This window comes from Marinobacter sp. F3R11, from assembly GCF_003318275.1.
Classification (GTDB): Bacteria; Pseudomonadota; Gammaproteobacteria; order Pseudomonadales; family Oleiphilaceae; genus Marinobacter.
The window spans coordinates 1274643-1298481 of the sequence record NZ_QOCH01000015.1; the positions used below are offsets into that span (position 1 = coordinate 1274643).

The 23839-nt window shown below is 54.2% G+C and carries 23 protein-coding genes and 2 riboswitches; of the genes, 10 read left to right on the forward strand and 13 right to left on the reverse strand.

Annotation, left to right across the window (positions count from 1 at the left end; genetic code table 11):
* Positions 1 to 44: 44 nt before the first annotated feature.
* Positions 45 to 1055, reverse strand: a complete 1011-nt coding sequence (locus DS878_RS14260) for a DctP family TRAP transporter solute-binding subunit (protein ID WP_113816575.1) — start codon at positions 1053 to 1055, stop codon at positions 45 to 47.
* A 236-nt stretch (positions 1056 to 1291) separates the two neighbouring features.
* Here DS878_RS14260 and DS878_RS14265 point away from each other — a divergent pair, with 236 nt between their 5' ends.
* Positions 1292 to 2458: an AI-2E family transporter gene (locus tag DS878_RS14265; RefSeq protein ID WP_113816576.1), complete on the forward strand. Its 1167-nt coding sequence runs from the start codon at positions 1292 to 1294 to the stop codon at positions 2456 to 2458.
* A gap of 15 nt (positions 2459 to 2473) precedes the next feature.
* On the opposite strand, the gene DS878_RS14270 is transcribed toward DS878_RS14265, so the two are convergent.
* The 4 genes from DS878_RS14270 to DS878_RS14285 form a co-directional block, all read right to left on the reverse strand.
* Positions 2474 to 4348 (reverse strand): Gfo/Idh/MocA family oxidoreductase, encoded by a 1875-nt coding sequence (locus DS878_RS14270; RefSeq protein WP_113816577.1) that lies wholly within the window; start codon positions 4346 to 4348, stop codon positions 2474 to 2476.
* Positions 4349 to 4403: 55 nt separating this feature from the next.
* Positions 4404 to 5324 carry a lysophospholipid acyltransferase family protein gene (locus DS878_RS14275; RefSeq protein ID WP_113816578.1) on the reverse strand — a complete coding sequence of 307 codons (921 nt, stop codon included), beginning with the start codon at positions 5322 to 5324 and terminating at the stop codon, positions 4404 to 4406.
* Between the two features lie 111 nt (positions 5325 to 5435).
* Positions 5436 to 6770, reverse strand: a complete 1335-nt coding sequence (locus DS878_RS14280) for an LLM class flavin-dependent oxidoreductase (protein WP_222837471.1) — start codon at positions 6768 to 6770, stop codon at positions 5436 to 5438.
* Positions 6770 to 7543, reverse strand: coding sequence for a 3-oxoacyl-ACP reductase (locus DS878_RS14285; RefSeq protein ID WP_113816579.1), 774 nt, complete (start codon positions 7541 to 7543; stop codon positions 6770 to 6772). Before DS878_RS14285 ends, DS878_RS14280 begins: the two co-directional genes overlap by 1 nt.
* Before the next feature lie 58 nt (positions 7544 to 7601).
* Positions 7602 to 7697: riboswitch (TPP riboswitch) on the reverse strand.
* An 80-nt stretch (positions 7698 to 7777) separates the two neighbouring features.
* Positions 7778 to 7885: riboswitch (TPP riboswitch) on the forward strand.
* 98 nt (positions 7886 to 7983) lie between these two features.
* Between DS878_RS14285 and DS878_RS14290 the strand changes: the two genes are divergently transcribed.
* Positions 7984 to 9423 (forward strand): sodium:solute symporter family transporter, encoded by a 1440-nt coding sequence (locus DS878_RS14290; protein WP_113816580.1) that lies wholly within the window; start codon positions 7984 to 7986, stop codon positions 9421 to 9423.
* A gap of 10 nt (positions 9424 to 9433) precedes the next feature.
* Here DS878_RS14290 and DS878_RS14295 read toward each other — a convergent pair whose 3' ends face one another.
* From DS878_RS14295 to DS878_RS14305, 3 genes are all read right to left on the reverse strand, one after another.
* A complete protein-coding gene (locus DS878_RS14295) occupies positions 9434 to 10303 on the reverse strand; it encodes a phytanoyl-CoA dioxygenase family protein (protein ID WP_113816581.1) in 870 nt (289 codons plus the stop codon).
* Between the two features lie 87 nt (positions 10304 to 10390).
* Entirely contained in the window at positions 10391 to 10747 is a 357-nt protein-coding gene (locus DS878_RS14300) for a YkgJ family cysteine cluster protein (RefSeq protein ID WP_113816582.1), read from the reverse strand.
* A complete protein-coding gene (locus DS878_RS14305; RefSeq protein ID WP_113816583.1) occupies positions 10734 to 11444 on the reverse strand; it encodes a pseudouridine synthase in 711 nt (236 codons plus the stop codon). The genes DS878_RS14300 and DS878_RS14305 overlap by 14 nt, the downstream gene beginning before the upstream one ends.
* 93 nt (positions 11445 to 11537) lie before the next feature.
* On the opposite strand from DS878_RS14305, the gene rlmF reads away from it, so the two are divergent.
* Positions 11538 to 12494, forward strand: a complete 957-nt coding sequence (gene rlmF, locus DS878_RS14310; RefSeq protein WP_113816584.1) for a 23S rRNA (adenine(1618)-N(6))-methyltransferase RlmF — start codon at positions 11538 to 11540, stop codon at positions 12492 to 12494.
* A gap of 61 nt (positions 12495 to 12555) precedes the next feature.
* On the opposite strand, the gene DS878_RS14315 is transcribed toward rlmF, so the two are convergent.
* The 3 genes from DS878_RS14315 to DS878_RS15495 all read right to left on the reverse strand — a co-directional run bounded on the left by DS878_RS14315 (position 12556) and on the right by DS878_RS15495 (position 14154).
* Positions 12556 to 13464 (reverse strand): alpha/beta hydrolase, encoded by a 909-nt coding sequence (locus DS878_RS14315; RefSeq protein ID WP_222837472.1) that lies wholly within the window; start codon positions 13462 to 13464, stop codon positions 12556 to 12558.
* A gap of 82 nt (positions 13465 to 13546) precedes the next feature.
* Positions 13547 to 13912 (reverse strand): hypothetical protein, encoded by a 366-nt coding sequence (locus DS878_RS14320; RefSeq protein WP_113816585.1) that lies wholly within the window; start codon positions 13910 to 13912, stop codon positions 13547 to 13549.
* A 101-nt stretch (positions 13913 to 14013) separates the two neighbouring features.
* Positions 14014 to 14154 (reverse strand): hypothetical protein, encoded by a 141-nt coding sequence (locus tag DS878_RS15495; protein WP_187298799.1) that lies wholly within the window; start codon positions 14152 to 14154, stop codon positions 14014 to 14016.
* A 36-nt stretch (positions 14155 to 14190) separates the two neighbouring features.
* On the opposite strand from DS878_RS15495, the gene DS878_RS14325 reads away from it, so the two are divergent.
* From DS878_RS14325 to DS878_RS14335, 3 genes are all read left to right on the forward strand, one after another.
* The gene (locus DS878_RS14325) at positions 14191 to 14886 is read left to right on the forward strand and encodes a GntR family transcriptional regulator (RefSeq protein WP_113816586.1); all 696 of its coding nucleotides are present in this window, start codon (positions 14191 to 14193) and stop codon (positions 14884 to 14886) included.
* A 111-nt stretch (positions 14887 to 14997) separates the two neighbouring features.
* Positions 14998 to 15708: an SDR family oxidoreductase gene (locus DS878_RS14330; RefSeq protein WP_113816587.1), complete on the forward strand. Its 711-nt coding sequence runs from the start codon at positions 14998 to 15000 to the stop codon at positions 15706 to 15708.
* A gap of 27 nt (positions 15709 to 15735) precedes the next feature.
* The gene (locus tag DS878_RS14335) at positions 15736 to 16716 is read left to right on the forward strand and encodes an isopenicillin N synthase family dioxygenase (RefSeq protein ID WP_113816588.1); all 981 of its coding nucleotides are present in this window, start codon (positions 15736 to 15738) and stop codon (positions 16714 to 16716) included.
* Between the two features lie 70 nt (positions 16717 to 16786).
* Here DS878_RS14335 and DS878_RS14340 read toward each other — a convergent pair whose 3' ends face one another.
* Positions 16787 to 17188: a nuclear transport factor 2 family protein gene (locus DS878_RS14340; protein ID WP_113816589.1), complete on the reverse strand. Its 402-nt coding sequence runs from the start codon at positions 17186 to 17188 to the stop codon at positions 16787 to 16789.
* A gap of 183 nt (positions 17189 to 17371) precedes the next feature.
* Here DS878_RS14340 and DS878_RS14345 point away from each other — a divergent pair, with 183 nt between their 5' ends.
* The 4 genes from DS878_RS14345 (at position 17372) to DS878_RS14360 (ending at position 23242) form a co-directional block, all read left to right on the forward strand.
* Complete coding sequence (locus tag DS878_RS14345) at positions 17372 to 18550, forward strand: ABC transporter substrate-binding protein (protein WP_113816590.1); 1179 nt, start codon at positions 17372 to 17374, stop codon at positions 18548 to 18550.
* A gap of 83 nt (positions 18551 to 18633) precedes the next feature.
* On the forward strand, positions 18634 to 19503 hold the full coding sequence (locus DS878_RS14350; RefSeq protein ID WP_113816591.1) for a branched-chain amino acid ABC transporter permease: 870 nt from the start codon (positions 18634 to 18636) through the stop codon (positions 19501 to 19503).
* Complete coding sequence (locus tag DS878_RS14355) at positions 19500 to 22007, forward strand: ATP-binding cassette domain-containing protein (RefSeq protein WP_113816592.1); 2508 nt, start codon at positions 19500 to 19502, stop codon at positions 22005 to 22007. Before DS878_RS14350 ends, DS878_RS14355 begins: the two co-directional genes overlap by 4 nt.
* Positions 22004 to 23242 (forward strand): amidohydrolase family protein, encoded by a 1239-nt coding sequence (locus DS878_RS14360; protein WP_113816593.1) that lies wholly within the window; start codon positions 22004 to 22006, stop codon positions 23240 to 23242. Before DS878_RS14355 ends, DS878_RS14360 begins: the two co-directional genes overlap by 4 nt.
* A 67-nt stretch (positions 23243 to 23309) precedes the next feature.
* Here the strand turns inward: DS878_RS14360 and DS878_RS14365 are convergent, their stop codons facing one another.
* Positions 23310 to 23834, reverse strand: coding sequence for a GNAT family N-acetyltransferase (locus DS878_RS14365; protein WP_187298800.1), 525 nt, complete (start codon positions 23832 to 23834; stop codon positions 23310 to 23312).
* Positions 23835 to 23839: the final 5 nt, after the last annotated feature.

Consider the following 23839-nt stretch of genomic DNA (forward strand, 5'->3'; position numbering starts at 1 on the left):
CCAGCGGAACCAACAGGCTCCGCGGGCACTCTGGCAGGTAGGTTTTACTGATTGCGGTTAGCGACTGCAGACTGAGCCTGCTTCACCAGATCTTCACCAATGCGAGGTGTCCATTTTTCATATACAGAGCGGGTAGCCTTCACAAACGCATCATGCTGTGCCTGGCTCAGCTCAGTTACAGTCACGCCACGATCCTTGATGGCCTGCAGCGTATCCTCAAGCTCACCACGGGATTTTTCAATCTCCCATTTGCCAGCATCCACAGCCGCCTGTTTCAGAAGTGCCTGGTCCTCTGCGCTGAACTGGCTCCATACACGGTTACTGACAGCGAACACCAGCGGATCAGCCATGTAGTGCCACAGTGTCAGATGCTCCTGACCAACCTGATCAATACGTGCGACATCAAATACCGAAAGCGGGTTTTCCTGACCATCTACGGCACCGGTAGTCAGCGCCGGCTTGGCATCTGCCCAGCTCATCTGCGTGGGGTTAGCACCCAGTGCGGTGAAGGTATCCTGAAACAGCGGCGAGCCTACAACCCGGATTTTAAGGCCTTCCAGATCCTCAGGTTCGCTGATAGCAAGCTTGGAATTGGACAGTTCACGGAAGCCATTCTCACCCCAGGCCAGTGGTGTTACGCCACGCTTTTCAATCGCTTCAAATACTGCCTTTCCAGCCTCACCCTGGGTGATCGCATCAATGGCTGCATTATCCGGCATCAGAAATGGCAGGGAAAAAAGATTCAGCTCAGGAACCTGAGGCGACCAGTTAATGGTAGAACCCACGGCCATATCAATCAACCCTGAGCGCATGGCAGAAAACTCTTTGGTCTGATCCCCGGAAACCAGCTGGGAATTGCTGTAAATCTTCATGTTGATACGCCCCTCAGAGCGCTCTTTGACCAGCTCGACCCACTTGTCGGCAGCCTGGCCCCAGGGAAACGCCGACGGGAGTACTGTAGAAACTGTATATTCATCTTTGTATTGAGCCTGAGCCACAGAACTGAGTAGCAGAGTGGCCGCAGCAACAGCAGCCAATGAGCGGGATTTCAGCATTTTGCTTTCCTTTTTATTTGGCAAGGGGATCTCTACGACGGGACAATCAACACGCCGCGCAATGGGGGATTATAGGAGGCGGTGTTGTTGTGACGCAAAATAAAACGACAGCTAGCCTTCTATTTCTTGCCTTCACTGAATTGCCGGCTTATTACAGATCCGTTGTTTTTATTTGCACGACGCTGTACCCGTCTACACTTAGCAGGATATGAAACGGGCAAAGAACAGGTGCAGCTATGGAAGGCAAAGAGCATATTGAGCTCAGCAAAAACCAGACAGATGACAGCACTGTTTCCAAGCCTGAACTTCTCAGGGCTGTGAACATACGGAGCCTGTCACTGGCGATTCTCACCAGCATAGCGTCTCTCTTCTTTATTGACTGGGCACAAGCCGTACTGCTTCCTTTGGTGGTTGCGGTAATGATCAGTTATGCGCTGGATCCCCTGGTATCAACACTTGATCGCCTCAGAATCCCCAGACCACTGAGTGCGGCTATTGTAATGATCCTGATACTCGGCGCTGTCTCTGCCGCTAGCGTTCCACTGCAACGCGAAGCCATGGCCATGCTGGACAAAGTCCCTATGGCCATCAGCGAGTTCCAGCGCAAAGAAGCCAGATCGCCGGACAAAGAAGAAGGCATCATGGAGAAAGCCCAGGCTGCCGCGAAGAAAATTGAAGAATCGGCCACTCAGGACCAGAGCAGCAGGAACCCCACTCACGAAAGTGTGACTCCTGTTCGGGTAGTGGACAAACCCATGGATGTTCAGGAATACGTGTTAAAAGGATCGCCTGCTGCAATCGTGCTTGTATCCCAGCTTTTCTCGGTACTGCTACTGGTGTATTTCATACTGGCAGCCGGGTCACTTTATAAGCGTAAATTTGTGAGAATCTCTGGCCCTGCATTCGGACGAATGCGTAAAGCCGCAAGAATCATGAACGAGTTTCACCATCAGGTCCGGCGCTTTCTGTTTGTGATGCTTATAGGCGCTCTGTTTGTGGGAATACTGACCTGGCTGGCATTTCTGGTGCTGGGGGTGGAACAGGCCATGTTATGGGGCGTAGTCGCGGGTGTAGCCAGCGCAATCCCCTATCTGGGGCCATTTCTGGTGCTCGTTGGCACCGGTGTTGCGGCGTTCATCCAGTTTGGAGAGATCAATATGGCAGTTGTTGTGGCCGGTACGTCGCTGGTGGTCACCAGCATTCAGGGATACCTGCTGACACCCTGGCTAACAAGCCAGGTTTCAAGCCTCAATGCCGTAGCAATCTTTATCGGGCTTCTGTTCTGGGGCTGGCTCTGGGGCCCTGTTGGGCTGGTCATCGCAACACCACTCCTCATGATCATCAAAACCCTGTGCGACCATGTTGTAAACCTGCGCCCGGTGGGCGAACTACTGGGCAAATAGAGCACAGGCAGCCGGTTACCCCAGTTTTTTGTAATCCGCTTCGCTCAAGGGTATTGGCCGGTAAAAATGTGATCCACCGGTATCCGCTTTGAGCCAGTCAGCCATCGCAGACAACACATCGATCTGACCGGGGTAATCATCATAGCGCTGTGCACTCCAGTACCCCTGGTTGTGAACAAAGCTGTCAAAGAGGGTCATCTGAACATCATACTTGAGCGATGTTTCCCCATCCGCTGTTCCGTGACGCACCGAAATAGCTACGTCTGCCAGTGATCCCGCGCCGGGGCAGGTGATTGAGCACTGACGGGTATCCAGGTTCATACGGATCACGCCGTTTTCAAACCGGATTACCATCGACCGCTCTTTAACCGACATATATTTGCCCGTACGCACATTGATGGCACAGGCCGCACCCGGCTGTGAACGCAATGACACATAACTGGCCCCGTAATCGTTCAGGTCAGACGCTGTGCTGTTAAACACCTCCGGCAAGGTGTCCAGCAGGAACCATTCAGCATGCAAACGTTCGAGTTGCATGGGTTCATCCAGCACATGGCTGAGTAAGGTTATCGGATGTATCAGGGTTTCGAAAAACAGACCGCCAGTCTGCTTAGTCAGACTCCACGCACGGGGATCCTTACCCTCAAAAAAAGTAATATCAACACTGACCAGCTTACCAAGCTGCAGGCGAAGATACGCCAATGCATCAGGCCCGGCAGGCCCCGCGTCCGGGCTGCTTTTCACTTTGATATCGAGGAAACGGTGATATTGCGGGTTCAGTGTGAGGAAGTAGTTAAGGGGCAAGGCTTTTTCAAGCCAGTAATAACTGAACAGAAAGCCTCGCTCCATCAACTGATCCTGGCACTGTCCGAGCACTCTCAGTTCTGCGGCCGTAGCCACCAGGGGCTTTTCAACGCCATAAACAATGCCCTCTTTGGCCAGAGCCGAAACGTACCCAAAATGGCTTTCTGTAGGTGTTGCCACAATTGCGTAGGATGATCGTTTTTTTATAAATTTGATCACCTCCTGCACTTTCTCTTCACTGGATGAACTGCTCTTCAGAACCTGATATGCCACACCATCTTTCCTGAGCTGATCCTGAAACCCCTGATCAATGCGATCACTGATGATGGCTACCTGGCCAGGCAAATACAGCTTTTCAGCCAGCAAAGCGGGGAGCATGCGGTGCTGAACCACATCACCCGCGCCGATAATCGTAATGTTAGGCCGGCGGCCAACGGGAATGGCAGGGATCAGATTGATAATGTTGGCAATGATAAGCGCCGTGTAAACATACCCGAATGTGCCGATCGTAAGCTGCGCTGAGGAACTTGTCTGATAACCCTCGAAGTCCAGATTCAGCGCCAGCGCCAGCACCTCAGACACACCGACATCAAGCAGGCCCGCCAGCAGGAAAAACTGCGTCGCCAGTACAAATGGCAAGGCAATAAAGTACTCCGCTTCATTAAATATGGTCAGGTGCTTTTCAATAAGAATCCGAAGCAGCATGTAGTAGAAAAGCCACATCACCGATTCAAACAGCAGCAAGGCTGCAATGGCATACGAAAGCACACCCAATCCGGAGATTATTGCCCCGGGAATACCGGGCATAGCCGGAATGAAAGGCGGAACAAAATAGAAAGCCAGCGACAGACACAGTACAACCAGAAGATAAATCTCTGAGTGCATGGCATGGAAATCAACCCGCTCTTTCTCGTCGTTATTCGCTGCCTGCCGCTTCCGGAAAATCAGCTTTATCCACTGCAGTGGAGAGAGAATCCTGAGAAGGAAAATCAGCCAGTAAAGAACCGAAGCAAAAATACTGCGGTGCTTTCCCCAGGTATAAGATTCGTAGTGCGGCTTGGTGCTGACTTTCGAGAACAGGTCCATTAGTTAAAATCGTTCCTGGCATGACAGTTATTTATGGACCATGAGAGCCAAACCATCAATAGACCTTCTCGGCCCCTTCGGGGCGGGTTTTGAAGCGCTTGTGCAGCCACAGGTACTGATCAGGCTGTTCACGGATAGCGTCTTCAATATAGCGGTTCCAGAGCCGGGTATCCTTGTGCTTGTCCACTCCGAAATCAGACTGCACCGGTGAGAATACCACTCGATATCTCCCATCGGGCATTCGCAGATGGCTGACGCAGACTACAGCGGCACCTGATACTTTTGCGATATAGCTTGGGGAGGTAATACATCCGGTTTGTACACCAAAAAATGGCACAAACAACTCGGTTTTCTTGCCGAAATCCTGATCGCAGGCAAACCAGACTTCTCCGCCTTTTTTCAGAAAAGACACCATTGGGCGCAGTTCGCGCTTGGTGAATGCCCGGATACCGAAATGGCGGCGGCGACCTTTTTCGATCATGCGGTCAATAACCGGGTTGTTGTTGGGCCGGTATACGTATCCGGGGTTTTTCAGGTGGCTGGCAACCAGGGGTAACGCGAAATCAAAAATACTGTAATGGCCGCCAATCAGGAGTACACCCCTGCCCTTGCTTCGTGCCTCCGCAAGATACTCCAGCCCCTGCACTTCCGTATTTTCGAAATAAGGCGACATATCCTGCCACCAGGCATGGGTACTCTCCAGAAAACCACGGGCACAGGCGATAAAATTGTCCTGCACCAGTTTTTCCCGGGCTTCTTTATCCAGATCGGGCAAGCAGATAGCAAGATTCCGGTCAGCAACGCGGGCACGGGATTTCAGTTTGCCGTTCAGAAAACGCCCTAAGGTTTTCCCAAGTTTTTGCTTGGAAGACATGGGCAAAAATGACAACAGATATAGCGTAAATACCAGCGCCCAGGAAGGCCATAGGCGCGGATGCCAAAGCGGTAATTTATTTTTTTTGGAAGATTTGCGCATACGTCGCAGCCTGCTCAAATGGAGACTGTGAGCCTGACACAATCGGGATCTTTAGGGTAGCTGCACGTTTCGATCAAGAGGTCTGAGTCCCAAATCAGGCGCCGAACAACCTTATGATGAAAGTTTACCCTTAAAACACTCAGGCCGGGCAAGCCCAAGATGGCTGCGCAAGGTAGAGCCCTGGTATTCGGTACGGAAAAGACCGCGCCGCTGCAATTCGGGCACTACCTGTTCAACAAAGTCCTCAATGCCGGAAGGCAAAGACGGCGGCATCAGATTGAAACCGTCGGCTCCTTCGTTGTTGAACCAGTGTTCCATTTTATCGGCAATCTGCTCCGGCGTTCCCACCATGGTGCAGTGGCCTCCGCCCGCTGCCAGCCGGCCCAGCAACTGGCGCAGACTGGGTTTCTCGGTTTCGATAATGCGCAGGATGGTGCTGTAACGCCCCTGGGGCCCGCTGAACTCTTCAAGCGAAGGCAGGGGTGGTACCGGCGCATCCAGATCCCAGTCTGAACAATCCTGATCAATAAACGTGGCCAGCTGGCGCAAAGACGCATCGGCAGGCAACAGCTCATCCAGCTCCCGCTGCTTTGCCAGTGCTTCGGCTTCGGTAGGCGCCACATAGGTAACCAGCCCCGGTAAAACCGGCACAGTAGCATCGCGACCTGTCGCTTTTACCCGTCGCCTTATATCACGGTAATAACTTTGCGCCGCCGGCAGATCGTAAGCCACTGCATAGATAGCCTCAGCACATCGGGCCGCCAGCTCACGGCCCTGCTCCGAAGCGCCAGCCTGGAACAGAACCGGATGCCCCTGCACCGGGCGGGGCACATTCAGTGGCCCGTCTACGCGAAAAAACTCGCCCTGATGGTTTATCGGTTGTACCTTGCCCGGGTCGGCATAATGGCCTTTCCGGTCAAACACCAGAGCATCGTCAGCCCAGGAATCCCACAACCCCAACACTGCCTGCACAAACTCATCAGCCCGGCGATAGCGCTCGGTATGGCCGGGCATGGATTCATATCCGTGATTACGCGCTTCCACATCAAACATCGAGGTAACAACATTCCAGCCGATACGCCCGCCGGAAATATGATCCAGCGAAGCCACCAGCCGGGCTGCGTGGAACGGCGTATAAAACGTGCTGGAAACCGTGCTGATAAAGCCAATATGTTCGGTGACTCGGCTCATGGCAGCGATGGCGGTAAGTGGTTCCAGATACCACCAGCTGCCATCTGATACGTTGCCTACCGTGTTGCTGTCAGCAAAAAACACGGCATCCAGCTTTCCGCGTTCAGCGGTTTGCGCCAGACGCTCGTAATAGCGAATATCACCCAACTGTTCTACTGCCGATTGCGGGTGACGCCAGGCGGCCCGATGGTGGCCGCAGCCCATCAGAAACAGATTCAGATGCATCATGCGCTGGTCGGATGATGAAGCTGCCATCAGTTTTTCACCAATCCACCATCGACTACCAGGTTCTGTCCGGTAACGGAGCGCGCCCAGGGCGAGGCAAAAAACAAGGTGGCATCGGCAAACTCTGCCGGCGTGGTTACCCGCCGCAAGGGTGTACTGGCGGCAATAAAATCGAACACAGCCTCGGGCGTAGCGGCGGACGCATCGGTGGTACGCAGCAGACCGCCAGACACCATATTCACAGTGATATTATCTGGCCCAAGATCCTGCGACAGGGTGCGGGTAAGCGACAGCAAAGCGGCCTTTCCGGCGGTGTAATCATGATATGGCACAACCGGATTCTGGAACAGATTGGTTCCGACATTCACAATGCGCCCAAACCCCGCTTCTCGCATACCATCCAGCGCCGCCTGAGTGGTATTCAGGGCACCACCCACCACACCGGAAAACTGTTGATTCAGGCCCTCCCAGGTAAGCTTGTCTGCATTTGCGCGGGCATCACCGTTGAATGAGAAGTCCGGCAGGGCGTTGTTGATTACCGTGGTCACTGGCATACCAAAATGCTGTTGAGCAGAAGCAAACATAGCCTTTACCGCTGTGCGGTCAGTAACATCGGCCTGCACCGCCAGCGTCCGTTCCGGAGCTTCAGCGGCCAGTTTTTTAGCCGCATCGGCACTGTTGCGATAGTTGATCACAACCCTGGCTCCCTCTCGCAGGAAAGCACGCACCAGGTGTTCACCCAGACCACGGGCACCGCCTGTTACCAGCACGAGTTGTTGGTCAAGACCTAAAGAATGTTGCATAGACACCTCAAAAGAGAGGCGAAGGTATGAATGGGCAGATGCGGCACAGCATCCCGGCTGCGCCTGCGGCTGACATCCCTTCGCCAGTGTGAACTGGATCAGGTTCAACGGGTGTTATCTCAGCCCTGCATGCAGGACACCCCGTGTCGAATCGAAACCATAGCACACCAGGTGCTCAGGTATGTAGGCCAGAACACCTGCAATTGACAACTACTGGCAGACTTTCTACTCTGTCAACATTCCTGGGGGAGCCGGTTAACGGCTGAGATTCCGCATCCTGTGCGGTAACCCTTCGAACCTGATCCGGGTAATGCCGGCGAAGGGAAGGAAAGCGCCCGCTGTGCGCATGCCTGCGTGTTTTTTCTTCCTTCGCGACCATCCCGGTGGCAAACAACTTCTGGCTATTACGCTATCCGCCTGCAGGGCAAGGAAGACAACCCATGTTAAGCTCCTCTACCGCACTGGTGTGGCTGGTTTTATTTGCCGCTCTGTTCGCCATACCCGGCCTGATATACGCCCGCCGCAAGCAGGACAAGCTGGATGACTTTCTGGTCGCCCGAAACAGCCAGAGCAGCTCCGCCACTCTGCTGACTCTGCTGGCCACCACACTGGGCACCTGGATACTGTTCGGGCCGGCCCAGGCCGCGACCTGGGGCGGCATTGGAGCGGTTACCGGCTACGCCCTGGGCGCGCTGGCTCCACGCCTCATTATGATTCCGCTGGGCAATCGCATCCGCACACTCATGCCCGAAGGCCACACCCTCACCGAATTTGTGCTCGGCCGTTATGGCCGGGTGATGTACGGATTTGTGCTGGTCATCATGATTTTCTATCTGTTTATCAGCCTCACGGCTGGCCTGACCGCCATCGCAAAAATGGTCTCCCTGCTCGCTCCCGTGCCACTGTGGCTCACCGCCAGCATAGTGATGGGGGCGTCCCTGCTCTACACCCTTTACGGCGGCCTGCGGGTAACTATCTTCACTGACCGGGTACAGATGCTGGTCATCCTGCCCTTTCTGGTTCTGTTGATCGGCTTCGGCTGGCATGCCACTGGCGGCCTTGCTCCGGCGCTGCAGGGCTTGCAGGATAAAGCTCCGCACCTGCTGGACCCGCTGGACATCAACGGGCTGAAATCCGGCCTCACATTCTTCATCGCGGTAGTGCTGACCGGGCTGTTTTATCAGGGAACCTGGCAGCGTATTTTCGCCGCCCGCGATAACAAGGTCATTCGGAACGGATTTATCATGAGCGGCCTGCTGAGCTTTCCCATTATCTTTATCATGGGTTTATTCGGGCTGGCGTTCGTGGGGCTGGACTTGCCCGGGGACGGTTCGGTGGCGCTCTTCAGCGTGCTGCTGGCAGATGTGCCACTCTGGTTTGCGATTGGTCTTTTACCCTTCGGGCTGGCGCTGATTATGAGCAGCGCCGACTCCACCATAAGTGGGTTGACCAGCATTATGGTGGTAGATCTGCGCCGGTTACTGCCTGAACTGAGCAACCACAGCCTGCTATCACTGTCGCGCTGGCTGATTGTGGTTTTGTCTATACCAGTACTCTTCGTAGCCGCTCAGGGCTACAGCGTGCTCTACCTGTTTCTGCTGGCAGACCTGTTGTGTTGCGCTGCGGCCTTCCCGGTCTTTTTCGGCTTCTACAACGCTCATTACCAAAGCTACAACGCCGCGCTCAGTACCTTTGCCGGTCTGGTCGCCGGGCTTATGGTGTTTCCTGCCCCAGGCACACCAACCACCTACCTGCTGGAATCCTTCCTGCTGGCATCTTTGGTACCTATCGCCGTTTCACTAATGCTCTTGCTTCTGCCCAAAGGAAAGCGCTTTGACTTTTCCATACTGGCGCAGCGAGTACGGAATCTGGAAAGTTAAAACAAAAGTGCTATTCCGCCTTTCCGGGCTGCAGCGTTCGCTTGGGGTGCATGCCATTAACCATGCCCATGAATGGCGGGTGGATTGAGTAACCAACCATACTCAGCAACTGCTCAGGAATCCGGGAAAGCGTTTCCTGGCTGAGCTCGAGAAAGAAGTTCTCTTGCGGCCTTAGCCAGGGTTCACAGTATTGGCAGGTAACCGCCAGGCGATCAGCGCCCGAGCGGTTGGCTCCGCCACCGTGCCAGAGCGTCCCTAAAAAGAAGACAACGGAACCGGCAGGCATCACCGCGGGTACCGCCTGAGTCCGGTCAGTAACAATTTCCTTCCCCCAGTTATGGCTTTCGGGAATTACGACCGTCGCGCCATTCTCTTCCGTAAACTCATCAATAGCCCAGACGGTTGCTGCCCCGAACGGAGGACGCGGGCGCGGAACCGGATAGAAGCCGTCATCGTAGTGCAGCGGCTGTGCCGACTCGCCTGGCAGAATATTGATAATCTGAGCCTGGCTGAGGAGATAATTGGGCAGGAATAGCCGGTCCAGCAATCCGGTAACACGAGGGTGCGTTGCCAGCAGATCAATGGCTCGCGTTTTCTCCAGGACATTGTATAGCCGCTGAGTTTTTACGCCTTCAAATGTATTGCGCCCGGACCTCCCCAGCAACGGCAAGGTTGCTTCACGAATCAACTCAAGCTGCGACCTGGTAAGAAGCCCCTCAATGATTACATAGCCGTCTTTCATAACGGCTTCAAAATCCCGGGCAATCTGGCTTTTGAGCGCATATGAAGCCTTGGCTTCATCAGTCCGGAAAGACTTGTGCGTAGCGGCAAGGTCTTCGGTCAGCTCCAGAACGGATTCGATTTTTTTCTTATTGGGCATATGCGTGGCTCTCAAATTGCTTTCGTACGGGCGACTATTTTTATGTGCCAGCCTGTTGATGCGAGGAAATTACGATAAATCGGATAACTACACTAACACTTGCCGTGTGTTAGCTATGTAGTTGTGAACCTGAAGCTCGGTTTCGGAATCAACCATCACTTCCGGCCGACGTCCATTTGGGCAGGGCATATTGGGTGTTGTACCAAACAACCGGCAAATCAGAGGACGCTCCCCGTATACATTGCAGCCATCCGGGCCAAGGTGCACACAGTTCAGCTCACCTAATGCTGCTTCATGTTCCGCATCCGTCTTCACTGGCAGACGCGACATTTCCTCCGAAGACGTAGTCACCGGGCCACAGCAATCGTGGCAACCAGGAACGCATTCGAACGAAGGAATACGCTCACGCAGTCGCGCGATAATCTTCTGGTTATTGGTTTTCAATTACAGCTATCTCCTCACAGGTAAGCTGCCTGCAGTGTCCCTCATCAAGTCCTTCAAGGGAAATATGCCCGACAGAAACCCGGTGCAAAGCCAGAACTTCATTCCGAAAATAGCCAAACATACGTTTGACCTGATGATACTTGCCCTCAACCAGTGAAAGCCTGGCGGTGTAATCAGAGAGTATCTCTAAACGTGCGGGCCTGGTTGTAATGTCTTCGTAGGCAAAATAGATACCTTCCCGAAACACCCGAATATACTCATCCGTTAATGGTTTGGATAAGGTAACCTCATAGATCTTTGCGAGCTTCGTCTCGGGCAAGCTTACCTTGCGTGACCATGCGCCATCGTTAGTCAGTAACACCAGCCCGGTTGTATTCAGATCAAGGCGCCCGACTATGTGAAGTTCGTGCTTCTGAGGGTGGTCAACAAGGTCCATCACAGTGGAATGCCTGGAGTCTTTAGTCGCGCTGACAACACCCCGGGGTTTATTCAGCATAAGATACACAGGCCGGTTATCTCTCAGGCAGCAACCATCCAGAACAACATGGGTAAATTCCGTCACTTTCTGCTGAATTGAATGGGCAGCCCGGCCATCGAGAAAAATCCGTTTTTGAGCGATTAAAAGGCGCGTATCTGCAAGCGAGAAAGCACTGTTCTGGCTGATAAAACGATCGAGCCGACTGGTCCTGGACTTCATGATTTATCTTCAACAGCCTTTATATTGCAGTTACAATCAGGGACCAGGCCAGCAGCTACCCCACTTTTAAACCCAACCCTCGGATTCATTACTTTGAGCAACCCCAATCGAGGTAAAAATATCCGGAGCAGGCGTGACCCAAAAGGCCTGCACCCGAGGAACCTGCATCAGAGAGGCTATGATTTTCCAGCTCTCACACAAAGTTACCCGCCACTAGCCCCTTATGTGAAAACAAACGCTTACGGCAATCTTTCCATAGACTTTTCAGACCCGCTGGCCGTAAAAGCCATAAATGCCGCACTACTGAAGCGATACTACAACATTATCGGCTGGGATATTCCCGAAGGTGCCCTCTGCCCCCCTATCCCGGGCAGAGTTGACTATATCCACTACATCGCAGAGTTGCTGGGAATTGATGAACCGGCCAAGGGCGCCACTGAAAGCCAGCCCAGAGTTGCGCTGCTGGACATAGGAACCGGCGCGAACGGAATCTACCCGATATTAGCCTGCGCAATATACGGGTGGCAGTGTGTGGGGAGTGATATCAGTAGTCGTTCACTTGATAACGTTGCGTCGATTATCGCCAGAAATCCGGTTCTGGAAAGCAGATTCACACTGCGTGCACAAGACAACACAAATCACATTTTTGAGGGCATCATTCAACCGGGAGAGTTCTTTGATGTCAGTGTATGCAACCCACCCTTTCACGCTTCGCAGGAAGAGGCGCTCAAAGGCAGCCAGCGCAAGCTCAACAACCTTGCCCGTAATCGCGGTGAGCAAGCACCACCCAAAACTCCCACCCTCAATTTTGGTGGTATGGAAGCCGAACTCTGGTGCAAAGGCGGCGAACGAATGTTCCTGAAGAAGCTGATAAAAGAAAGCCAGATATTCTCAGCTCAATGCCGCTGGTTTACGTGCCTGGTTTCGAAAATCGACAATATAAAGCCTGCGACAAAACTGATCCGCAAGCTTGGGGCTGTTGATGTAAGGAAGATAGAAATGAAACAAGGAAACAAGATCACGAGAATACTGGCGTGGACATTCACCTGAATCAGGCAGGCTCCGGGTAACTGGACAAGAATCGCAAGATTACTCCAGACAGCACAGGAGTCTAACCACAGTTTTTCCGTGTCCGGGCACTTTGGCTAGAGAGCATTGAATTTATATCAGGGTGCAACCGCCGGAGAAATTCATCAACGCTTTGCGTGTAGCAAGCATCTTTTCCAAGCTCTGAATTTACCTTTTTGTGAGAATAATCTACTTCCAGCAATTGCGCATCGGTTCCAAGGCTTTTGGATTTTTCAATATAACTCCTGGCCTGGGAGCAGCTATCATCTTTTCTGGGCAACGCACAAACAGCCAGAAATGGAGGAGTCTTTTCTGACAATTGATAAATAGGAGAGGCTTTCTTCCAATAGGCCATCTTTTCACCAAATGCGTTTTTATAAAACCGGGGAGGCCTCCTGGCGCTCATCACCTGAACTACATCATATACTGCAGAATCAAGCGAGATCACACCTAACCAGGGTTCTATTCTTTTTTCCCTGGCGGCATTCAAATCGGAGGAAACAAGAGACACAAGATGAGCACCGGCAGAATGCCCCATCAATATAAATTTATCAGGTGCACCGCCCCATTTATCTATCTCTTTCTGTGAGAATATCAGTGCTGCCTCTACGTCCGCCGCCTGTTTCAGCGGATGTGCCTCAGGTAACAGACGATAGTTAACAGAAATAAAAACAAAGCCTTTATTTACCCAGTGATCTACCTTATTTCTTACTACCGCCTTAGCCTCTTTATCTCCAAGGCGCCATGCTCCTCCGTGCACCATAAAGATCACAGGCGCATTTTTTGCGTCAACCGGCATGTAAACATCAAGTTTTTGTTTCTGGCTTTCCCCATAAGGAATATCTTTCAATATTTTTATGTTATCCGAAACAGCATAACTATCTGTTACAGCCATAAAATTTAAAACAAAAATCGAAACAGCAACAAAAAACAACCTTATGCGAGAGTCCATTCTCAATCCTTATAGATTCAAAAAACCTCTGAATCCTAGCCAGAAAATTGAAGAAAAATACCAATGTCATGTTTATGTGGGCTTAACGCAACTCAACACTTATGGTTTTGCCACCATATCCATGAACAGAGTCATGAGCACGTATCGTCACAGTTTTAACCTGTTCGGGAATTTCAACTCCCGAAAGGCTTCGGGTGAACGGTTGTTCATTAACGTGGGGATGGTACAGGGTTCTGGTTCCTAAAATAGTCCCGGCTTCATCAACAACTTCCCATTTATTGGCATAGTGTTCCCATCCGGTATCCTGATGCAACACTGATACGTTAAAACTGAACGAGTTCTTTCTGTTTTCGCTGACGCTTACTTCAACCACATCAGCTTCCCCCGAAAATGAGACAGAACTCCATAAAATCAAAAAGAAAATCAGTAGTGGCCTGTAGCTCTTCATAGCATCCTTCCATTTATGTGCGCTCCACCGTTTTTAGCCGGTTTCAACGCGATTACGTCCAAGCTTCCTGGCTCGATAAAGTGCTTTATCAACACTTGCGATCATAGCGCCTGCTTATGGTTGTCGATATTCAACAATATGCCAGTAATCCGCTGCCGTTTGAACATGGCGCCTGCCGGATCATCGGAAAACATGCTGGCGTTGGACGCCCCGCTCGATTTAAGTGCTAGAATTGCAATCAAATCTATCCTGATGCTAGCAATGGTGATCGCAATCTGATGGGAAAGTCTTCAAGAAAAAACAGTGGTAAACAGCAGGAAGTCCAACGGATTTTTGATGCGCTTTCAAGCGCCATTGCCCGACATTCGCTCCCGCCTGGTACTCGCCTGGTTGAGGCCCAGATCGTTGAGGCACTCAATGCCAACAGGAACCACGTTCAATCTGCCATTCAACGACTTGCGCTTCAGAACCTCGTTACCATTGAGCCAAATCGCGGCGCTCATGTCTCAGAGCCCTCGGCACAGGAAGCCCGGGACATTTTCGAGGCCAGAAGAGCGGTAGAGCGAGGCCTTGTGGAAAGCATCTCGCAAGAAAAGATGAAGCGCCATGCCAAAGCTATTGAAGCTCATATGCAAGCCGAGCATGGAGCTACAGCCGGCGATGATCGGCGCGCAATCATCCGGGAACTCAGCAGTTTCCATCGATTGCTTGGAAAAGTCGCCGGAAACAAAGTGCTGTCAAGCATCCTGGAAAATCTGATGCTGCGCAGTTCATTAATCGTTGCACTGTATCAGCGCAACGATATTCCTGCCTGTCAGCACAGCGAGCATCAGGAAATCCTCTCGGCGCTGGAATCAGGTGACAGCAGGCGGGCAGCTGCGCTCATGCTTGATCACCTGAACCACCTGGAAAGCCAGCTCCAGTTCAATGACGAAAGCAAGCCCTCCGTAGACCTCCGCGAGGCGCTGGCCTGAGGAACCTGAGAAATACAGGCACACCCTCCCGAATCATCACCACACAGACGTGGCACTTTTTTTGCTAGCAATATTTCTAATTTTTGCTAACAATGCAGTGAGGATCACGTCATCAAAAATCAACGCGTACTAGTCATAGGTGGCAGCTCAGGTATTGGTGAGGCCACTGCCCTGCGGGCAGCCAACGCCGGCGCAACAGTTACCATCGCCTCGCGCTCACCTGAACGCCTTAATGCCGCCCTGCAACGCCTGCCAGCGGATGTGGCTGCTCTGGAACTTGATGTCCGGTCAGCCTCTGCCGTCGAGAGCTTCTTCAACAGTCAGGCCCCATGGGATCATGTCATTCTCGCTGGATCCTCCACTCAGGTGGGAACCGTCAAGGCGCTTCCTCTAGATCAGGCCCAGGACGGTACCCAGAGTAAATTCTGGGGTGCCTACCATGTCGGTCGCAGTGCCCTCATCTGCGAGGGTGGCTCACTGACCTTTGTCTCCGGTGTCTATGCCCAGAGACCTAACGCCAATGCAGTGTTACAAGGCGCGCTCAATGCTGCAGTTGAAGGACTTATGCGAGGACTGGCCCTTGAGCTTGCGCCAGCAGGAATCCGGGTCAACGCTGTGTCACCCAGTACCACCGAAACGCCACTCTGGGACCGCCTGGGGCCAGAGGGCCGCGAAGCAAAATTCGAAACCATGCGACAGCGACTACCCACTGGGCGCGTAGCTGCTGCCGACGATATCGCCCACGCCATTTTGTATGTCGCGACCAATCCCTCCGCCACTGGCTCGACCGTGCTGGTGGATGGTGGTGACGCACTGGTCTAACCCCCCATGTACCCGCAGGAGCCAGCCATGAAACTTTTAAATGTACCTGTCATTGATCTCGAACCCTTCCGTCTCGGCACCAAATCCGATAAAAACCTGGTTGCGGAGGCCGTGAACCAGGCCTGCCGTGACATCGGCTTTCTGGTCATCAAAGGCCATGGCATCAGCCCCGAGCTCATCGCCCAGACCCGCAAAGTATCCCGTGAATTCTTTGACCTTCCGTTAGCAGAAAAGAAAAAGGTGGCGAGGCCATCGATGGACGTCACCCGGGGCTATACGGGTGTGGATGAGGAGTCGCTCGCACGCTCCAGGGACCCGAACGCGACTGGTAGCGATCTGAACGAAAGCTTCATGATCGGCCCCGTAGACGTACCTGATCAGGACTACGCCAGGGCTCCGGCAGCCGGCAAGCATTTTGCACCCAACATATGGCCTGAACAGCCAGCCGAACTGAAAGAAGTCTGGACTCGTTACTACCGGGAAATGGGGCAACTTGCCGCTCTTCTGATGCGAGTTTTTGCGTTGGCTCTGAAGCTTCCGGAAGACCATTTTGATGCACTGATAGACAGGCACATCAGCCGTCTCCGGGTACGCAACTATCCGGCACAGCTAACAGAACCCACCCCGGGGCAGATCCGTGCGGGAGCCCACTCTGACTATGGCAGCCTCACTATTCTCGCTACCGAGGACCGGCCCGGAGGCCTTCAGGTCTGCAACGCCGAAGGCGAGTGGGTCGACGTGCCCATTGTCCCGGACTGTTTCATCATAAACATCGGCGATCTGATGGCGCGCTGGACCAACGATACCTGGGTTTCAACACTGCATCGCGTAGTGAACCCGCCGGCGAACTCCGGCCCCGAAACCCGACGCCAGTCTCTGGTGTTTTTCCATAACCCCAACTACGACGCAACAATCAGCAATCTGATACCGGACACAGAGGCGAAATACCCACCCACCACGTCCGGAGATCACCTGCGCGCGCTATACGTAGCAACCCAGAACAAATAGAACCTCCGACGGGGAAACCGGAGACCGGCGCCTTCAATGACGGATCTCCGGAATGTACCTCCCTGGCGCTCTATGCTTCCCGGTTCAGGTCCGGCGTCAGTATCCACTCAGCACTGTCATTCCAGACATCCATGCGGGTAATCTTTCCATTACGAACTTCAAACCTGTCCAGATAGCGATTGCCAGCAAACCGCCGGCCATCAGGCCATTCTCCATAAAGCGTACCGTTGGAATAGACCACCGTGTGATCGGCATGCTCAGTCCAGTCGAAGGCACCCAGCTCCTTTTTTACCCAGGCATAGCGGCCACCGTTAAACTCGGTAATTGCCTGGGTGCTGGCCATGGCGCGCCCTCCAGTGAAAGTAATGCGTACGTCCGGTGCCATATAAGTGGCAGCACGCACTGGATCCGGTGCCATAGACGCCTCCAGAAAATTGCTAACAATCTTTATTGCTTCATCTTTAGCTGACATTCTCAAATCTCCTGATTGATGATCGCTCTCTAAACAATATTCGCGCTATTTCGGGGCAAAAATATTCATAAAGCGCTTTTTTAGTGCCAAAAAGCTGAATTTTTCTGAATAACAGACACATTATAGTGGCATCCATGTTGCTAGCAATATTTGTACATACTCAAGCAAAGCTGGAGAAATGCAATGCGCTTAACAACTCGAATCAAACACTGGTTCCTGCCCCTGGCGGCGACGGGACTGCTTTCCCTGACCAGTCTGGCTCACGCAGACGACCCTCTGAAGATAGGCCTGGTGGCATCCCTGTCCGGCCAATCGGCCAAGTCCGGTGAGGCTATTACCCGCGGGCTGACCATCGCAATCGACGAGATCAATGCCAAAGGCGGCATACTTGGCCGCCAAGTAGAGTTGTTGCGCAGAGATGATGAGAGCAACCCGAACAAAGGGCTTCTGGCCGCTCGCGAACTTGTTCAGAGAGAAGAGGTAGCCGTACTCTTCGGCGGCCTGGATACGCCGGTATCCCTGGCTATCGTACCTCTGGCCAATCAGATGAAATTCCCGTTCATGGGCGTGTGGGCCGCTGGTACGCCAATCACCAAGAACGGCGCCGATGAGAACTACGTTTTCCGGGTGTCCGCCGTGGACGAACTTGTGGATGAAGCTCTGGTGCAATACGGCATCGACGAATTCGGTATGAAAAAGCCAGGCATGGTCCTGATCAACAACCCCTGGGGCGAGTCCAACGAAAAGGGCTTCCGCCATGCGCTTGAATCCCGGGATATGGAATGGGCCGGTATTGAACGGGTTGAAAGCAACGATATCGACATGGTGCCGCAGCTGAGTCGCCTCAAGGCAGCTGGCGCAGATTCCCTGCTGATGGTGGCTAATGTTGCACCGTCCGCACAGGTAGTGAAGTCCCTCGACCGCATGGGCTGGGATGTGCCGATTATTTCCCACTGGGGCCCAGCGGGTGGCCGCTTCAGTGAACTGGCCGGAGAAAATGCCGCCAAGGTGCACTTTATCCAGACCTTTACCTTTGTTGAAAATCAGCAGGGCAAGGGTGCCGAGGTATTGGCTGCCCTGAAACAGCGTTATCCGGAAATCAAGGATCTTGCGGATATCACGCCCGCAGTGGGCATCGCCAACGCCTATGACGCCATGCACCTGACCGCGCTGGCTATCGAAAATGCTGGCAGCACCGAAGGCCCGGCAATCCGCAAGGGTTACTTCGAGATTGCCGAGTATGATGGCCTGATCAAGAGCTACCTCAAGCCCTTCTCACCCGAACAAACCGACGCTCTCGGTCCGGATGACTATCTGTTCACGCACTTTGTTGATGGACGCATAGTTCCCGTCGACCAGTAAGTCACGGCTCTTCGAACCTCGCACTCAGCATTTGGTAACAGCCGGCCGGATCCCTGATCCGGCCGGCAGGAGGACACCGCATCATGATCACCGCCAGTATTATCAGTGGCCTGGGTATGGGCAGCATGTATGCCCTGCTGGCCCTGGGGTTTCACATCACATTCATCGTTTCCCAGACGGTCAATTTTGCCCAGGGTAGCGCGATGATGGTGGGCTCCGTACTGGGCTATACCTTTTGCATTACTCTGGGCATGCCCTGGCTGGTGGCCGCCTTCCTGACCCTGTCTGTCTGCGCACTCTATGGTCTGGCCATAGAACGTTTCCTGGTACGTCCATTCCATAGCCGGGGTTCAGAAGCCTGGTTATTGGCTACTGTGGCCGGGGGCCTGCTGGTAGACAACATTGTAATGTTCACCTTTGGTAAAGAGCCTCGCCGGTTCACGCTCGAAGCGGTCGACCATCGCCTGGAACTGTTTGGCACAGGTATAGGCCTGATGCAGCTTATTCTTCCTGTCGTGGTAGCGGTAATAGTGCTGGCTCTGGTGTTGATCCAGCGATACACCCGCCTGGGCAAGGTGCTGGGTGCAACCGTCCAGAACCCGACTGCGGCCCGAATGATGGGTATCCACGTAACCCGGGTGGTCGCCATATCCTTTGCTGTCTCAACCGTATTTGCCGGCATTGCCGGACTTCTGATTGCCCCCCTTGTGAGCGTGCATTCAGAAATGGGCATGCTGTTTGGCCTCAAGGCCTTCGCCGTAGCCATTCTTGGCGGCATCAGCAGTCTCAATGGCGTGGTGCTGGCTGGCCTTCTGTTCGGCCTTACGGAAGCCCTGATCATTGTTTACCTGGGCTCCACCCTCTCCCAGATCCTGACCTTCAGTCTGGTGATCTTTGCTCTGGCAATACGCCCCAACGGTCTGTTCGGTTCCAAAAAGCTGGTGAAAGTATGATGTCCCCCAATTCCCTGGTTTCTCATCGATGGCTGGTACCAAGTCTGCTGGGTCTTCTGGCACTGACAGGCGCGGTGCTGTCCTTTACCCTTGGTGGCTATGGCCTGCTGGTCATGACACTCATCGCCCTGACAACAGTCGTGTGCAGCGGCCTCAATATTCTGATTGGTCTTAGTGGTCAGATCTCGTTTGGCCACGTCGCGTTCTACGCCATTGGCGCCTATATCTCTGCATTAATGACCATGGCAGGAGTCCCTCTGGTGTTGGCCATGGCCTGCGCGGCCATAGTCACCGCAGCTGTCGGCGCCCTGCTGGCAATACCGGCGGTGCGTGTGAGCGGCCCCTACCTCGCCATGGTGACCATCGCCTTCGGCTTTATCGTTCACCACGGCCTCATTGAGTGGCGCTCTCTTACCGGTGGTGCCAACGGCCTGATCGGCGTGCCGATGCCGGATACCGGCAGCCTCCCAGCCAGCACCGGACTCGCCCTGATTGCAGTAGCACTGATGGTCGCCTCGCTGCTGTTTTTCCACCGCCTGGCTGGTAGCAGCTGTGGGCGGGCAATCCGCTCCGTGAAAGCCACTGAGATCGCGGCCCGTTCTCTGGGCTTCAATCCGGTTCAGACCAAAACTCTGGCCTTCGCCCTGTCGGCACTTTTCGCCGGGCTGGCGGGGGCACTGCTGTCGCCGCTGATGATGTTTATCAACCCGGATTCTTTTCCCTTTACCCAGTCCATTCTTTTTGTACTGGCAGTGATTGTCGGCGGGGCCGGAACCGTGTTCGGCCCCTTACTGGGTGCCATTCTTATTGTGCTCGTGCCGGAGCTGCTGTCGAGTATGGCGGAGATGCGACTTCTCTTGTTTGCGGGAGTTCTTCTGGGGGTGCTATGGATCGCACCTACCGGCGCGCTCGGCGTGCTCCAGGCCAGATTTTCGAAACCGGAGAGGCTGGTGCCCCGGCAACAGCCGGATTCCGCCCGACTGGCGAGCTTCCTGACCTGCGATGCGGGTGCTCCTGACGGTCTGCATGTTAAGGACATAGGCATCCGGTTCGGCGGCGTCCAGGCTGCCGAACAGGTCAGCTTCAATGCCATGCCTGGCACTGTCACCAGCATTATCGGGCCCAACGGTGCCGGCAAGACGACAGTACTGAACATGGTCAGCGGCTTCTACGCACCAGACAGCGGCCGCATTGAACTCAACGATGACCTGGCCGGCCTGCCTGCCTGGAAAGTCGCCCGGGCCGGGATTGCCCGGACCTACCAGACCACCCAGTTGTTTGCAGGGCTGACGGTACTTGAGAACCTGCTGGCAGGTATGCAACGTGGCCGCCTGGGGGATTTCTGGCGCAAACCCGACCCTCAACAAGTAGACATTGCCATGGACCTGCTGGCCCTCGTGGGCTACCGCGGATCAGTGCATACCCAGGCCGAAGCCTTGCCTCATGTCGATCGTCGCCTGGTGGAAATCGCCCGGGCCCTGGCGCTAAGGCCAAGAGTGTTGTTGCTGGATGAACCGGCCGCTGGCCTGAGCCGGGCCGACACCGATCAGGTCACCGGTCTGCTTCGAACCATTGCAGGCTATGGTATTGCCGTGATTCTGGTAGAGCATGATATGACTATGGTGATGTCTGTTTCAGATCGCATTCTGGTACTGGACTCCGGACACCCCATCGCCTGGGGGGAGCCAGAAGAGATTCGTTCCAACCCCGAGGTTGTGAGAGCCTACCTGGGAAGTACCGATTACCAGGCACCGCCGCGCCCCAAAGCCTGGGATGGCAGCCGGGACGCTACCCTGTTCGTCAAGGATCTGGTAATCGATTACGGCGCCGCCCCGGTGGTCGAGGGTGTAAGCCTGATGGTAAATCCGGGCGAACTGATTGCCATTCTTGGGGCCAATGGCGCCGGCAAATCCAGCATTCTTCAGGCCATTGCGGGACTGCACTCCGCCTCCGGGGGCTCAGTGGTGCTCAATAACGAAAATATCGAAACTCTGGATGCCAACCAGATCGCCGGCAAGGGCCTGGCTCTGGTACCCGAGGGCCGCCAGGTATTCCCGGAACTGAGTGTGCGGGACAACCTGCTTATGGGGGCTTATTCCCGTACGGATAACGCCAATCTTGATCAGGATGTAAACGACATTCTCGCACGCTTCCCCAGGCTGCAGGACCGCATTAACAGCCCCGCCGGGCTGCTGTCCGGGGGCGAGCAGCAGATGGTAGCCATAGGCCGCGGGCTAATGGCAAAACCTTCAATCCTGCTATTGGACGAACCCTCTCTGGGGCTGGCACCTGCCATGGTGGCAGAGCTTTACGATGCCCTGGCCACTCTGCGTGATGAAGGCGTCACCCTGTTACTGGTAGATCAGATGGCCAATCTGGCCCTCCAGGTGGCGGACCGGGCTTATGTACTGGAAACCGGGCGGGTAGTGCACTCCGGCGATGCCGAGACTCTCCTTAATGATCCGGAACTCGAAGCCGCCTATCTGGGGGAAAATGTTGCATGAGTTCAATACTGTTCAAAAACCTGAGGCTTCCAGACCAACCGGAGAAGATCACTGAACTGCAGGTGGAAGACGGCAGATTCACACAGAACTTCGCCAACGACGCATCACCATCTACCGAAATCGATCTGGAAGGCCACCTGGTTCTGCCAGGCCTCATCGAGACCCACATTCACCTCGACAAGGCCTGCATCATGGATCGTTGCAGGCTGCAGGAAGGCACTCTGGAGGAAGCAGTGGCCAGTACCAGTGCTGCCAAGTCGGAATTCACAGAGGCAGATGTTTACCAGCGGGGCGCCCACATCCTCGAACAAGCCATTTCCCAGGGTACCACCCATATGCGGACCCACGTGGAACTGGACCCGGGCATCGGTCTGACCGGCTTCCGGGCAATCCGCCGGCTGCAGCGGGACTATGCATGGGGTATCAGCCTGGAAATCTGTGTATTCCCCCAGGAGGGTCTGCTCAATAACCCCGGAACTGAAGAGTTACTGTGCGAAGCACTGGAAAACGGAGCCACCGTCCTTGGCGGCTGCCCCTATATGGATAGCGATCCCGCCGGTCAGATCCAGCGACTGTTCGAACTGGCTGAGCGCTACAATTGTGATCTGGACCTGCATCTGGACTTCGACCTCAACCCCCGGGGTATGACGATACCGGAGGTGATCCGCTGCACCCTCGCCCATGGCTGGCAGCACCGGGTTACGATCGGCCACGCCACCAAACTATCGGCGTTAGAGCCAACGCAGTTCAGGGAAACCGCTTTGGCTCTGGCCGAAGCAGGTGTTCAGGTGACGGCATTACCGTCCACAGACCTGTTCCTCACCGGCCGGGATGCCACCCACAATGTGCCACGGGGCGTAGCGCCGCTGGCAAGGCTGCATGCCTGTGGTGTGACCTGTTCATTGTCTACCAATAACGTAGGAAACCCCTTCACACCGTTCGGCGATGTCTCGCTCATCCGCCAGGCCAACCTGCTGGCTAACGTCTGCCATCTGGGCACGGCTGCGGAGCTGGCGCGTTGCCTAGCATGGATTTCGGAAGAGTCGGCGAAGCTGATCCGCCTGCAGGACTATGGTCTGACACCGGGTTGTAACGCAGACTTTATCGTACTTGACGCAGATTCACCGGCGGCGGTGATCGCAAACCTCGCACAGCCGATGATGGCATTCAAAGGTGGCCGTCAGAGTTTTGAACGCAAACCCGCAAAGCTTTTCATGCCGGCAAGCCATAACTGACACTGCCACACACCGGATCATCTCTTCTGAAGCACAGCAGCCAACTCCGTCCCGACGCAGGGGGCTGTCAGCTGATCCTCAGATCAACCTCCAGATGTTTACGATAGATCCCAACATCCCAGTCGCGGTACTTTGTATATGTATCAATTTTCATCCCCACCTTCTCTGCCACTCGGGCAGAAACAATATGACGATTAGCAATAATCGCGATAACTGAGTCAAAATGGCACTGTGAAAAGCCATACGCCAGCGCTGCTGCGGCAGCTTCTGAGGCGAGCCCCTGATTCCACGCAGCACGCGCAAGGCGATAAGCAACCTCTACCTCCTGCACTCCGTTAAGATCAACCTGACTCAGGCCGCAAAAACCAATAATCGCTCCCGACGAACTGTCAGCAATTCCCCACTGACCAAAACCATGCTCCCGGTATGACTCCAGACACCAGTCAATAAACTTTCGGGTATCGTCCTCAGTGCACGGCCCGTTAGTTGAGAACTCCATTACCACCGGATCGCCAAGAATTTCTGCAAGCGCGCCAACATCATTCGGAGTGAGCTCCCGAAGCACTAATCTCGGCGTTTCAACTATGATCATGACTG